A 13,337-nucleotide genomic window follows, 5' to 3' on the forward strand; every position below is an offset into this window, starting at 1 on the left:
CCTGGCCGGCATAGCGTTTGCCGGCCTTCGAGCCGCGCGACCCGATTTTGCCGAGCTTCGGCCTGAACTCGTCATCCTTAATGCGAGCCTCCCAGACATATCAAGCAAAATCAGACACTTACACGTCCAACCCTCTTGGCACCGGCGGCAGCCTCCCGGAAAAACGATGTGCAGACAAAGATTTAACCGCCTCCTGGAGGCGGTACCTTTATCTTGCCTTACGCCGACCCAATCCTCAGCCCCTTCCAGATCGAGAAATCAGCACCCCGCGCAGCCAGGAACGCCTAGCGCTTTCACTTCGCGCCCGGCACCGTCGATCCGATCCGTCCGGAACCGAGCGGCACCAGAATGTCGCCGTTCGGATTTCTGGCGGAAACGCCATCTCTCAAGAAAAACAGCGACCGTCCGGAAGGCGATTCGGAGTCTTCGCGGCCGGGGGATTGCCCCCGAACTGCTCCATGTCGGCGGCTGAAATCCCGGCCGCATCGAGCTTTTCCAGATAGCCGACCGTCTCGGTCGGCAACGGCCGTCCACGCTGCAAATGGTCGTCGTAGCGATCGGGTCCAGCATTGTAAGGCAGCGAACAGGCCGGGATATCCGAAGCGGTCATACATGGTGCGGAGATAGGCGGTTCCGGCAGAATGTTGTCGCGCGGGTCGTATGGGTCGAAGCCCAGACCGTGCTCGATCCGCATCTCCTCATAGGTTTTGGCCATCACCTGCATGAGGCCCATTGCGCCCGCGCGCGAGGTGATCGGGCGGCCATCGAGCATGGTTTTGCCACGACTTTCAGCATCGATGACAGCGTAGATCCAGGTCTGAGGAAGACGAAAGCGCCGGCTTGCTTCCGAGACGAACACCTGCCACTTTCGAAGCTGCGGACTATGGGAGATGGCGACCGGCTCAGCGCCGGTCGAGGCGGAACAGGCGCATGGGCCAATGGCGACCATGCCCAGCACCAGGAGGGTCATTCGGTCCATAGCGGCACGAGCCTCCCGATGATGTTTTTGGCCGGAACCGGCCCGAAATAGCGGCTGTCGAAGGAGCGTGGGGCCTCGCGATTGAGCAAAAAGAATTCGTTTTGCGAGAGCGCACGGCAGCCGCTCCACCAAGGCAATGCACGGCCCTGCGTATCGGTCGCCAGCCGGCTCGCGACGATCTCGCCGCCAATGATGATCGCCTCGTTGAAGGCACAGACATGCTCGCCGGGAAGAGCGACAAGGCGCTTCACCAACGGCACGCTGCGGGGAAGGTAGCCGCGTTCGGCGGCAAGGTCGGCGATGGATCGGGCGCGCGGACGAGGACCAGATCACCGCGTGCGGGGGCTCCTCCAGCGACACGGTAGAGCCCGACCGGCGCGCTGGTCGAGGCGTTCCAGACCAGCCAGGGCGATGGATTGGCGAGGCCCGTGACCGATCAGGCCCAGTCCGATTGCAGCGACAGCGATTGTCTTTCGTGCCCGAATGCGCCGCAGGCGAGAGCCGATCAAATGGATGGATGCCAGCGTCTTCATGAGCGGCCTCCATCCTTGGAGCCTGCTTCCTGCTGGCGCCCTTTCGACCACTCGTCGAGTTCGTCGATGTGGTAGCGGACATAGCGGCCGTGCTTGCGGAACTGCGGGCCGAGGCGCTGCGTGCGCATCTTTTCGAGGGTGCGCTGGGAGAGGCCGATATAGAAAGCTGCCTGCGCGGTGTTGAGGAACGGACTGCCCTTCTTGGCGCGGGCAGCGCGGTCGTTTTCGTCGTCCATGATGGTCCTCGTTTCGCCAACTGAAGATGACGGCGAGGATCGGCGAGCGAGGGCGTTTGCGGGACGGGCGAAGAGTCGGTTGGGAGTTTTCGCCGCCCCCTGGGCAGACGGTGCTGGGGTTGGAAGAAGCCCCCGCGCCGGCGGCGCGAGGGCTTCAGAGGCCGGTCAGTCGACCGGGTTCCAGATGATGGCGAAGCTGTCGTCGTCATCCTGGCCGGCGGCGCGACCGAGATTGGCGTAGAGCTTGCGGGGCCCAAACTCGGGTGCGGCAATCGACAGGCTGACATAGTCCTTGCCGGAGGCCTCGCCGATCCGGACCCAGCCGGCGCCCACCTCGACGCCCTGTGTCAGCACCCGGAAGTCGGGGTGATTTTCGGCGCTCTTGGCCTGGTTGGGGACGATGTCGATGTCGGCGCGGACGCTGAGTGTCCTGAGCTGGCCCTTGTAGCCGCCGTTATCCTGCTTGGTGACGTATCCGATCGCGGTCATGCTAGTCTCCTTTGGTGCTCGCCGGGGACCATTCCCCTGCGATGGCGGACCGTGATGGGCGCGTCCGGCCCGCCCGAACCCCCTTGGGCCGGAGCGTCAGCGGAGGATCCGAGCGGACGGCTTTTTTGAAGCGAAGCGGCGCGAGGAAGCCGCCGCAGGCGGCGGGGAAAAAAGTTGACGGCGAGGGTTTCGGGCGGGACGGATCCGCTCATAGGTCATCAAGCCAGCGGCAGGGGAATGGTCTTCGCAGAGCGCCTCAGGACAGGCCATATACGCGGTCGCTGCGACACCAAGTCGGTCAGGCGGTTAGCGAAATGCGGACGCTTCGACGCCGCGCCGGCGCCATCGTTCCGATCCGGTACGCGCCTAAAACGGACAAATCGACCTGTCTGCCAGCAGTCATTTCGCGGGGGACATGGCACCGGGAACGGAGATGCGCAGTGGTCTGCGAGGAGAAGCTCAGCGCCACTGCCTCCCGGCAGACGGCCGAGCGGCGGCAGCCCAATCGCTGCCGTCGCCACGCCCCAAGGATCATTCAGACACGAACAGGGACTGGACCTTCGACCACTGGTCCACAGTGCGAAAACCGCCGCGATCGGTGTAGCTCGCAACCGGGAATGTCATCCAGCGCGGCAGCCAATCGCCGACTTTCTGCCTGCCGTTTTCGCCTGCAAGGACGTCGCGCATGATCTTCTTTTGCGTCTTCACCTTCTCCGAAACATTGCCCTCAGCGACCTGTTTGCCGGCAATGTCGGCAAGCATGGCGTTCGCGACTTCGCGGTCGCGCAGCAGCTCGAAGAAGGCATCGTCCGGCTGCCAACAGCTGCGCATATCGACATTCAGATGATTGCCGAGCGCCTCGACGATGGCGCTGCCGGCGGCGAGCGTCTCGGCCATGACGATGGCCAGAACGCGCGCGACATCGTCATCGCCAAGCGTAAGCAACCGGGCGAACACGCTGGTAGTGGTAAAGTCCTCGCCGTTGCCGCCGGCGATGCTGGTGTCATCGTCAGCTTGCCCAAGCGGCGCCAAAACCTCGCGCCGCTTCTCGGCGAAGGCCGCTTCGGTCTTGCTTGCGGCGATGCTTGCCGCCACTGCCTCGTTGGCTGCGCGCTGCGCTTCAAGGCGAACCTGCCAGAGGCTCGAACCGGCAATGGCATGCGCCAGCATCAGGCGCAGGGCGACAGCCGGATGGTCCAACAATGTCGTGCGCGCAGCGGCGTGGCGATGCAGATCGACATAGTTCTGCATCGGCCCGCTGAGTTCGGGACGCGACGGCTTGGCAGGCGTTTCGACATCCTCGCCATCCTCGCCGCCGGAGCGGGCGCGGCAGGCTTCCTTGCGCGACAGGTAGCCTTCATGAAACTCGGCCGCGCCACGGTGCGAGACGGTGACAATGACCTTGCCGCCCTTCTTCTTCGGCGTCTTTTCATAGTCCCATGAGTGGAAATACTGCCCCGGTTCGAGCACGATCACTTCGAGCCAACCGGCTTCAATGTAGGCGCCGCGTCTGGCGGCAATCGCCTCGTTCTGCCTTTGCCAAAACAGGTCGGCATCGGCAAAATAGCTGTCCTCGCCGAATAGATCGGACACGACCAGTCCGCCATAATCCTCGATGGCGAACAGCGCCACCTTGGTCGAGATCGACTGGCCGCCGAACAGCCATTGCTTCAATTGCCAGCCGCGCGGCGCGCGCTGATCTGGATCCGCGTAGAGCGCCAGCCAGTCCTTTTGCTGTGCCTTCGAAGCCATGGTGAGATGGCGTACGGTCTCGGTGTCGATTTCCTCGCGGCGATAGGCTTCGCGAATCTTCGGCAGAAGATCGCCAAGCGCCAGGATGCGCCTCACCTGATGTTCGGTCAGTCCAAAGGTAGTGGCAATATCGGCGACACCGCGCCCTTCCTTGATCAACCGGGTGAAGGTCTCCCATTGCGAAACCTCGTCGGGGTCGAGCCGGGCGATGTTCTCGATCAGCGAGGCTTCGAGCGCGCCGGCATCGTCGCCATCTTCCATGATGGCGCATGGCAAGGGCTCCGTCTCACCGCGCTCGTCGGCGACGGTCTTTGCGGCAAAGTATCGCCGCCGCCCGGCGACGATCTCGAAGCTGCCGGGCGACCCGTTGGGCCGCACCAGAAGCGGCACGAGCACGCCGCGCGCCCTCACGGACGGCAGGATATCGGAGATATCCGGCGCTCGTCTGGAATGCCGCATGTTGGCGGCAGAGATATTCAAATGGTCGATTGCGACATGGGCAAGCTGCATGGTTCCGTCTCCTTTACACTGGTTGAAATCGCCCTGACCGCGAGGCCGCAGGCCGAGCGGCGGGCGGTTTTGCGCCTATCGGCGCGATCGTTCCGCCATGTCGGGCGGAAGTTCGGGAAGGGGGATCGAAAGGCCGGCGGCGGCCTGGCGCAAAAGCCGCTCGGCCTCGGTGATGTGGCCGGCAAGGCGCGCGGCTTCGGCATAAACCGAGAGCGGAAACCGCGCGTGAAAAAAGAGGTCGCGCTCGATGCCGAGACCAAGCGGCCCTTTCACGGCTTGAAGCTCGGCAAGGCTGACGCTGCCGAGTTCCGGGAAGCCGAAACCGAGATCGCAAAGGCCGAACAGCGTATCGCCATCGGCGTCGAGTTCGGTCAAAAGCCAGGTCGCGGCGCCGACCGGATTGAACAATTTCACGACCGGGACATGATCGGTTTCGGTATGGGCTGCACCATTGGCGAGCAGCCGGGCGCGCAGGTCTTGGGTTATCAGGATCATGGCGAAGCTCCTTCTCAGAACAGGTCGGGTTGATTGCGGGCGTTCGGCGGGAGGAAGGTTCACTGGACCTTCCGCTTGTCCGCCTCACCATCGAAGAGACCGATATCGATCGGCTTTTGCGTAGCGCGCGGTCATGCCGCGATCTCCCCAGAGTCTGCCGCGTCCGCTGCGTCGGCGCCGAAGGCGAGCAGGAAATTGGCGGCTTTCGAGGCAAGGCTGGCGGCGCGGAAAATGGCGCGGTTGTCCTCGCGCAGCACCGAGAGCCACGAAGCGATATAGTCGGCATGGCGCACGGTGGGCTCGATGCCAAGCGTGGAGCAGGTGAAGGCAGCTGTCAGCTCGGCCACCAGTTCCTCGCGGGCATAAGCCTTGGTGCCGAACGAGCCGGAGAAGTCGCGCGCAAGCCGGGTGGGATGCCCGGTCCAGTGGCCCAATTCATGCAGGGCCGTGCGGTAATAATTGATCTGATCAAGGAACGCGGGCTGCGGCGGCAGCTGGATGAAATCGCGAACCGGCATGTAGAAAGCGCGATCGCCACCTATGCGAATATCCGCGCCAGACGCACGAATGAGCGCCTCCGCCTGCGGGATGATCGCGCGCTCGGGCAGCGGCTCAGGCTGGCCGTAAAGGTGCTCGGGTAGGCCATCACACTGCGCGACATTGAAGATGGTGAAGCGCTTGAGGAAGGGAACCGCCCGAGGCTCGGCCTCTTCTTCTCTGGCGCGCTCCTTCTCGTCCTTCGGGATAAAGCGGTCGGCATGCACGATGGTCGTGCCGTGCTCGCCCTTCCTGACATTGCCGCCAAGCCAAAGCGCCTGCCAGAAGGTGAGCCAGTACTGGCCGGCATAGCCGCGCTCGATCACCGCGCCCCACAGGATCAGGATATTGATGCCGGAATAGCTGCGCCCGGTGACGGCATTCTTCGGCAGGCCAAGGGATGCCTTGGCCCTGCCCCAAGGCTTCACCCATGGCACGCAACCCCGCTCCAGATCGGCGATGATCCGATCTGTGATTTCCGTATAGAGGCTGGCCCTCGGCGGCTCGCCGCTCTTGGCTAGCACTTCTCCACGAGCACCGCGCTTGCCGGTTCTGCGCATGACTTGACCTCCGCTCGAAAATCTCGCTGCGCCCCTTCCCCGGAAGCGGGGTGGGCGGCGAAAAACGACCGGAAAGGCTCGCCGTCAGAGGCGGCCGGCATCCGCAGGACCGGAACGAAGTGGAGGACCCGGAGCGGGAAGCGGAGGGTTGCGGGGCGCCGCGGCGGGCCTAGAAGGGAGAGCCGCCCACACCGCGCCGCCGGGAAGGCCACCCCAAAAAGACAGCGTCGCCCGCAAGGGCGGCGACCGTCACAGCCCGCACGGGCTGCATGCGCCAGGGGGCGAAGCCGTATGGCCGAGACCGCCTGAGCCTGCCGAAGATGAGCGGGCTCGGTTCACGAGCACCCGGTGTGCGCCATTTGGCGCACAGGCACCCTGATGAGCCAGATGGCCTAGCGGTCAGGAGACCGACGTCGTTGAGCGAGGAGCTCGCAAGGATCGATTTCGAAGAGCCTCGTTGACGTAACAGTGCGAGCGTGCCGGTGCGCGGCGTGTCATGAGGTGTCTGGCCAGGTCGGGGCCTTACGCGGGACCGGTCCGAGCGAGGCCATGACGCCACCGCGGCCCGGAAACGTGATGCATGCAGCGATCGCTGGGTTCGCCGCATCGAGCGCCATGCTGGCTTGCAATATAACCTCGTGTCCGAAAGACCAGCGGCAGGGCCTGTTGATCTAACCTAGAGTAGGTTCGATTCCGATGAGCCGCTGTTTTCCAGACAGGCGGGTGCTAGTTGAGCCCTCCGCTTGCCCAATGCCAGGACCGCCCCGCGCCTTTCGCCTCCGTGGCTTATCCGCCCCAAGAAGTCTTTTATAGAGAAACGCTCCAGCCGCACGGGATCTGGTGTGTCTTGGTTCCAGGGGTCAAGGACGAGCACGCTTCTGACACCAATGTCGGCCAGGACCACCCAATGCAGCGCCAAGCTGCCATCGTCCTCGAGCTCCTTAACGAGGCATAAAAGTACATTGCCCCTCGCCATGTGTCGCCGCAGATCCTCTTCCCCAGGCAACGCCAACTTCATTTCGCCGCCGGCCTGCAGGAAATGCACTCGATCGCTCTCCACAACGGCGCGCATGATGAGCTTGTGCTCGACAGCCTCACACTCATCTTGCAGCAGTTCCAGCGCATCATACTGATAGATCGTGGTTTCGAGCCCCAGGCGCAAAGCGGCCAAGCCGAGGCCTTCAGGGCTGCACCCTGGCTGCCCCTTAACCCCGAGAAGTTGCGCTGCCATGAGCAGGCAGCTTGGTCCGCACGTGAAATCTGTGGTCTGTGGCCAGTAACTTCGCCGCCATCGCAATTCCTCCTGCCAGGCTACAAGTTCCCCAATCCTATCTGCCCGCGGGCTGGTGCGTTCCACCCCTGCCTTCCCGCCGGAGACAGAGACGGTGGGGGTCTGTTTTGCCTGCGCGGCGTAGCAATCATCACGATGGGGACCAGGATGACGTTCGCGCTAGTCTCTGATCTGAAACCGAGCATGGACCCGCTTCGGCTTGATCACTTACTGGACCCGCGCATGCCGCTGGAGCTGTGGCCGCACGCTCCCCCGATCCGCTGGATCGTCCCGATATAGGGATCGGGTATGGGGAGGTCTCTGGTTATCAGCGGCCCTCAGCCTCCTATTCAGCTCTTCCCACAATGCTTCCTGGTTGGTTCCATACTGCCAAAAAGGTCGGTTCTGCCTACGACCGAGGCCGACTGCCGCTGGTTGGAGGGCTGGCCGGTCGAGCTGTGGCCGCACGCTTGCCCGATTCGCTGGACCTTCGCGATATAGGGGCCCACGTCGCGGGCATGATCTGCATCAGGCTCATCGCCCCGGCCGAGGAGACCGCGCGCGGTTCTCCGGCGCTTTCCGCACGCATCACCGCCCTGATCGTTGCGATCGGAACGCCGAAGCGGCGTGACGCCTCGGCAATGTGATCGGCATAGGCATCGCGCGGTGAAGGGCGTGCGACTGGCGTGACCTGTGCTACCGAGATCGAGGGCGTGACGCTCGCGATGGCAAGGCCAGTAAGGAGAAGGAGAGCCCCTCCGTCGGGCCGCGGAAAGCAGCCCGGATCCGCTGAGGCGGCTCGAAATGGGGCATTATGTGGTGGCGCGGGCGATGGGTTTCCGTACTGGCGATGTTTCGATTGAGCTGACTGGGCCGTTCGACGGCCACCGTGGAATGGCCGCGATTGCACTTCCGGAGCAGACCGGCACGATCGAACTGCTGGCCAGTTACATCGCGCGACGCGTGGTCGTGCTTTACGCCGGCAGCGCCGCAGAAACACTTCCAGGCGGCGGCGCGCCGACGCGCGCCGTTGCCGTCGAGAGGGCGATTGAAATCATCCGCAATCCTGGCCAAGGCGCAGAGCAGGATCACGCGAAAGCCCGCGAGCTGATCCAGATCCTGAGAAATATCACGCGGGCCGGGACCGACGTCAGCGACGAAGGCACGACGCAATCCGAGCTTGATGAGTTAGATCGCCAATTGTTCGGTAGGGCAGTTGAACTCGTCGAACTGCACGCCGACACAATTGTCGGCCTGGCGGGCAACCTTGCTGATCGCATCCAGGTGATAAAGGAGCATGTGACGCTGGACGCTCCATATCTGGAAGGGCTGCCTGCCGTGCAGAATATATCAGTGGTTGAACCGATCCCGATTGGCGACACGACCAAAGCCGACCCTATAGGCCAAGATTGATCCAGGCTCTAGCGACATAAATGTAACGGGAGCCTCGGCCCGTCAGCCAGGCGGGTTAAGGCCGAACCGAAGCCTCGGAAACTCCCCGCGCTCGATGGCAACCGTGAACACCTGATTGAGCGCGCTAATAAAGGCCGCTTCATCAGCGAGGTGATGAGTGTAGGAATGCAGCTCGGGATAATCCAACACGAAGCACGGAACGGCTGTCTCGTTGAACAAGCCGAGGACAGCTGGGCTGTAGACTGAATATTCGGAATTGAACAGCTCCTTGACAACAATCAAGCCAACGAGATCACGATCGCCCAAGTCGATCTCGTGATAGCTCTTGCCCGTTCTGAATTTTAGTGGAACGCATGATCGGGCGTAGCCGATTGAACCACGCATCTGGTCGACAGCTTTTTTGAGATGTCCGACGACCGTAGACTTCTTTCGGCCGATCGAGCGAAGCAAGACCTTCTCCGTATTAGGGCTGTCCTTGGCTTGGACGAGGAAGACCGTGTTCGGCGTGATCAGCAAGACGTCCAGGAATTCTTTTCCATCATCGTGGCGAATCGGGTTCAGGTAGATATCGTCGCTCTGGAAGATGCGTTGCATCGCATAGACGATATCAAGCTCATTGAAGTGCCCGGCATCCTCGCGTTCCAGCATCGTGTGCATCGGCGTCTTTGCGCCGTGATATGCGTTCACGTCCGGCCGAACGTCTTGGATGTACATGTCATCGGGGAACAGCGGTTCGCCGAAGCAGATTGCATAGGCCTCGTCATCGTCTTTGGCGGTCCGGAGCCCGAACCACTCGGGCAGTTGGTCATGGATATCGCGAGCTAGCTCGACCGAGAACGGAGCAAAGGCCATCGCGCTCATGCTTGCTTTAAATCGTGCGGCCTCATCGTTCGTCGCGCTGTATCCAAGCAGTTCTCGATTATGCTCATCGAACATGTGCACGCTCAGTTTATCCGAGGCAAAAAACTCCTGAATCTCGGCCGTGAATTCATCATCAAAGAGCGCTGTCCATAGAGTGAGCGGCTCATCGGCATCATCGAAGAATGCAGATACCATTCCGCATGATTTCCGGCCGTTGGCCATCAACGGCGCAACATAGATGCGAAAGCCGCGATTTAGCTTGGCGGCGAGAATCCACTCCTTTGGGCATTTGATGATCAAGCGCAAAGCGCTCTCGCCTGGAATGCGTATTGGGAACAGCCCACCGGGAAAGTTCACAAGACCGCCAAGTAATTCCGGATGAGTGATGGTAAGCACGTGGTTTCTCAAATTTGCGCGACGCGGTTCCGAGTTTACTGCGCTCGAATTTGACGGTTGTTCATCGCGAACACAATTGCCTCGTGCGATGGTGGTGCTTACGCGCCGCCGAATTTCCAGACCGGGATGCCGAGCTTCCTGGCCTTATCGGCAAGGTTGTCGTTGACGCCCGTGCCGTGAAGTGCATCACGCGCTTGGAACGCTGAATGCCGAGCAGGTCCGACTGGCTCGAAGCGCAGCGGATTTCACTAATACACCATGCTTCACTACAAAGTGAAATAGCAGATTGCGGTGAAATCAGTTGCCAATTTCACCAAACTAGGCTATTTCATTTCACAATGAAAACCTATGAACGAGTGAAAGAGATCGAAAGCCAAGTCGCTGACGCATTGCGTCAGCAGCTGGAACGGATTCCCTCGCTCAAAATCCAGTCCATCGACCAAGAATGGGACCTGCGAACCGGCCCCAATATGCCGATGGCCGGCGCTGACATTCTTGCCCGTGTCAAAATGGCGGATCGCGTCATCACGCTGATGTGCGAGGTGAAAGAGCCGGGATACCCGCGGCAGGTCCGAGGCGCGATCGATCAGCTTTATGCCTGTATGGCGCGGTATCAGACTCTGGCGCATTCCGACGTCGTCGTTCCTCTGGTCGCCGCGTCATGGCTCTCTCCCGAGTCGCGCAACATCTGCGCGAATGCGAGGATGGGCTGGCTCGACCTTGCCGGCAACTGCCGGATCGCTTTCGACAACGTCTTTATCGAGCGGGAGACAGCCGACAAACCGAAGCCGGCGGCGCGAAACTTTCGCGCCGTCTTCTCACCGAAGGCGGGGCAGGTCCTGCGTACGCTTTTGCGCGATCCCAAAAGGCCCTGGAAGGTGGCCGACCTCGCCGAAGCAGCGGATGTCAGCCTCGGCCATGCCAGCAATGTGCGGTCGGCGCTGCGCGACAGGGAATGGGCCGCAGTGGATGACGAAGGCCTTCACCTGACCGCGCCGGACGCTATGCTGGATGCCTGGCGCGATTCCTACGAGCCGGTTCGAGGCAAGCGTTCGTCCTGGTACACTATCCTTCACGGGCGCCAGTTGGACGAAGCGCTTCGCGAAACGTTGAGCCGGCGCGAGACGGACGGACATGCCATGCTTGGCGGTCTTTCAGCAGCACAGTGGCTTGCGCCTTATATGCGCGGCAACTTGACGACTCTCTATGCCGACACGGCGGCCATGCCGGAACTGATCGAGGCGCTCAAGTTGAAGCCATCGAAGAGCGGCGCCAATGTCGAAGTGATAGAACCGGATGATCCAGCCATCCTGAAGGAGCGCGTCGAGGTTCCCGGCGGACCGCCAGTCTCGTCCCCGATCCTTACCTATCTTGACCTCTCGCATCTCGACGACCGTGGGCGTGAGGCCGCCGAACATCTAAGAGAAAAGTTGCTCAAATGGCATTAGCGCCCGATCCACAATCCGCCGCCGACTATACCGACCGCGTCAGCGCTGCGGTCAAATCCGCGCTTATGGAGATCGGACAGATCCTTGGCAGTTTCGAGGGCAAGTTCGCTGTTGTCGGTGGAGCCGTACCGTGGCTGCTTCTGGAGGCCGACGACATGCAGCATGTGGGCACGATCGACATTGATCTGACGCTGGATGCGGAGGCGCTTGGCGATGGCGAATATGTTCGGCTGGTCGAGGCCCTCATAGGCAATGGCTATTCGCAGAGCGCGGAGCACCGACGGTTCCAGCTTGTTCGCACGATTGAAGTGGCCGACGGTGGGCCACCCGTCGACGTGATCGTCGACTTCCTGATGCCGCGTGACGCTGAGATCGAGAAGAACATTCCCCCTCTCCTATCGGAATTTGCAGTGCAACGCGCGTCCGGTGCGGAACTGGCCGTGCGCTTTCACCAACTGACGGCGATTGAAGGCACGATGCCGGGCGGCGGACATAACCGGGTGAAGATTGCCGTTGCCTCCATCCCGGCGCTGCTGGCGATGAAAGGCCAGGCACTGATGCGGCGCCAGAAGCGCAAGGATGCCTACGACGTTTATTACTGCATCCGCAATTACGAAGGCGGTCCCGAGGCGCTCGCTGAGGTCTGTCGCCCACTGCTTGACATCAAGGATGCGCGTGAGGGCTATCTGGGGATCGCGGAGAAGTTCGCGAAAGAGGATATGATAGGACCGGTGTGGGTGCGCCAGTTTGTGGAAGGAACGCCGCATATCGGTGATCGCACGCCAGCGCAGTGGCAAACAGATGCCTTCGGACAGGTGCATGCCTGGATGGCGGCGCTCGGGCTGGCTGACTAGGTGTGGCCTTCCGATCCGCTTCCGGACACCGATAATCGACGGTTCCTGTCGTAACGGGAACGCCTGCTTATCGAAAGTCGCATGTCTTCATCTTGATCTTGCGGATGGGTCACAAGGGTCGACAACGTCTCGTGACCAGAAATTTTTAAGCGGCGGCTCTCGTGGATCATGCCTCAGGGCTATCCATTCTCGAGTCGCGGGCGGCATTGTTGAGGAAATCATCCAGCGAGGGCGCCGTCTTATCGGAACTGGTAATCAGGGTCTGCGACCACAGGATCGAAGCTTCGTAGACAGAACTGCAGATCCATTCACCGCCCTGTCTGAACCAATGGGTCGCCTCGGGCAGGAGATCGACGGAGACCGGGTGGCGCGCAAAGGGGTTGTGGAAGACTTCCATCTCCGCCGTCCATGGCTCGTAGCCATGCGGCCAGAGCCCGCGATAGTCGGCACTCGTGATGTCGAGACAAAATGGAATACCCTTCAATGCGCCGGGTGTTCGGTCGAAGAAATTGCCGATGCGGGTGTAGCGATGACCGGCAGGCGCGCCACCGCCAGAGATGGCCACGCGATTGAGTTTGGCCATCGAGCAGGCATTCGTGAAAATCACAGCGGATAGCTCGGCATGCTCATCGTTGGCGAACAATCCCGCGGGAAATCGCGCGGGTCCCAGCAAATGTTCGGCCGGCATCGGCACAGCCTGCGGCCGGCCGTCGACCTCCGCGACCGTCGCTCCCGAACCAAGCAGGTAGCCGATCAAGCCTTCGCGGCTCCACATCATCGAGCCGGATGCCTGGAAGTCGGCAACGGCCAGGATGAACGGCTTGCCGTTGGCATGTGGAAGCTGGTCGTACCGCCGTGCAAGTTTGTTGCCGATCGTTTTGGCGAAGCGCAACGCCGCCGCGCCGAAGAAGACTTCCTCGCGATTGGTCGGCATGTCCGCAAAGGCGGCGTTGACGTGATTGTACGGCACAGCAGGATTGGCCGTAACTGCCTCCACCATGCTT

Annotated in this window: 14 protein-coding genes; 3 read left to right on the forward strand and 11 right to left on the reverse strand. The window is 61.7% G+C overall.

Translation table 11 applies throughout. The features are described from left to right. Positions 1-385 precede the first annotated feature (385 nt). The 9 genes from EN804_RS33440 to EN804_RS38890 form a co-directional block, all read right to left on the reverse strand. Complete coding sequence (locus EN804_RS33440) at positions 386-979, reverse strand: lytic transglycosylase domain-containing protein (RefSeq protein ID WP_245518380.1); 594 nt, start codon at positions 977-979, stop codon at positions 386-388. Then, positions 967-1,230: a S26 family signal peptidase gene (locus EN804_RS38355; protein ID WP_245478139.1), complete on the reverse strand. Its 264-nt coding sequence runs from the start codon at positions 1,228-1,230 to the stop codon at positions 967-969. The genes EN804_RS33440 and EN804_RS38355 overlap by 13 nt, the downstream gene beginning before the upstream one ends. A 278-nt stretch (positions 1,231-1,508) precedes the next feature. Next, a complete protein-coding gene (locus tag EN804_RS33450) occupies positions 1,509-1,748 on the reverse strand; it encodes a helix-turn-helix domain-containing protein (protein WP_127309131.1) in 240 nt (79 codons plus the stop codon). A gap of 165 nt (positions 1,749-1,913) precedes the next feature. Beyond that, positions 1,914-2,237, reverse strand: a complete 324-nt coding sequence (locus EN804_RS33455) for a DUF736 domain-containing protein (protein WP_127309130.1) — start codon at positions 2,235-2,237, stop codon at positions 1,914-1,916. Between the two features lie 531 nt (positions 2,238-2,768). After that, the gene (locus EN804_RS33460; protein ID WP_127309129.1) at positions 2,769-4,499 is read right to left on the reverse strand and encodes a ParB/RepB/Spo0J family partition protein; all 1,731 of its coding nucleotides are present in this window, start codon (positions 4,497-4,499) and stop codon (positions 2,769-2,771) included. A 75-nt stretch (positions 4,500-4,574) separates the two neighbouring features. Then, positions 4,575-4,994 (reverse strand): DUF2958 domain-containing protein, encoded by a 420-nt coding sequence (locus EN804_RS33465; protein ID WP_127870809.1) that lies wholly within the window; start codon positions 4,992-4,994, stop codon positions 4,575-4,577. 131 nt (positions 4,995-5,125) lie between these two features. After that, the gene (locus EN804_RS33470) at positions 5,126-6,091 is read right to left on the reverse strand and encodes a zincin-like metallopeptidase domain-containing protein (protein WP_127311954.1); all 966 of its coding nucleotides are present in this window, start codon (positions 6,089-6,091) and stop codon (positions 5,126-5,128) included. Between the two features lie 676 nt (positions 6,092-6,767). Beyond that, positions 6,768-7,448: a peptidase C39 family protein gene (locus tag EN804_RS33475; protein WP_135922209.1), complete on the reverse strand. Its 681-nt coding sequence runs from the start codon at positions 7,446-7,448 to the stop codon at positions 6,768-6,770. A 322-nt stretch (positions 7,449-7,770) separates the two neighbouring features. Next, positions 7,771-7,950, reverse strand: a complete 180-nt coding sequence (locus tag EN804_RS38890; RefSeq protein WP_348631116.1) for a lytic transglycosylase domain-containing protein — start codon at positions 7,948-7,950, stop codon at positions 7,771-7,773. 215 nt (positions 7,951-8,165) lie between these two features. Here EN804_RS38890 and EN804_RS33485 point away from each other — a divergent pair, with 215 nt between their 5' ends. Continuing rightward, the gene (locus tag EN804_RS33485; RefSeq protein WP_127310328.1) at positions 8,166-8,774 is read left to right on the forward strand and encodes a peptidase M41; all 609 of its coding nucleotides are present in this window, start codon (positions 8,166-8,168) and stop codon (positions 8,772-8,774) included. A gap of 42 nt (positions 8,775-8,816) precedes the next feature. Here EN804_RS33485 and EN804_RS33490 read toward each other — a convergent pair whose 3' ends face one another. Further along, positions 8,817-10,031: an NERD domain-containing protein gene (locus tag EN804_RS33490; RefSeq protein WP_127310329.1), complete on the reverse strand. Its 1,215-nt coding sequence runs from the start codon at positions 10,029-10,031 to the stop codon at positions 8,817-8,819. A gap of 206 nt (positions 10,032-10,237) precedes the next feature. Here EN804_RS33490 and EN804_RS33495 point away from each other — a divergent pair, with 206 nt between their 5' ends. Both EN804_RS33495 and EN804_RS33500 read left to right on the forward strand, forming a co-directional pair. Next, positions 10,238-11,479, forward strand: a complete 1,242-nt coding sequence (locus tag EN804_RS33495; RefSeq protein WP_127310330.1) for a type IV toxin-antitoxin system AbiEi family antitoxin — start codon at positions 10,238-10,240, stop codon at positions 11,477-11,479. Beyond that, on the forward strand, positions 11,470-12,333 hold the full coding sequence (locus EN804_RS33500; protein ID WP_127310331.1) for a nucleotidyl transferase AbiEii/AbiGii toxin family protein: 864 nt from the start codon (positions 11,470-11,472) through the stop codon (positions 12,331-12,333). Before EN804_RS33495 ends, EN804_RS33500 begins: the two co-directional genes overlap by 10 nt. Before the next feature lie 166 nt (positions 12,334-12,499). On the opposite strand, the gene EN804_RS37730 is transcribed toward EN804_RS33500, so the two are convergent. Next, positions 12,500-13,267 carry a hypothetical protein gene (locus EN804_RS37730; RefSeq protein WP_210235377.1) on the reverse strand — a complete coding sequence of 256 codons (768 nt, stop codon included), beginning with the start codon at positions 13,265-13,267 and terminating at the stop codon, positions 12,500-12,502. Between the last annotated feature and the right edge of the window lie 70 nt (positions 13,268-13,337).

The organism is Mesorhizobium sp. M8A.F.Ca.ET.161.01.1.1, from assembly GCF_004792105.1.
Classification (GTDB): Bacteria; Pseudomonadota; Alphaproteobacteria; order Rhizobiales; family Rhizobiaceae; genus Mesorhizobium.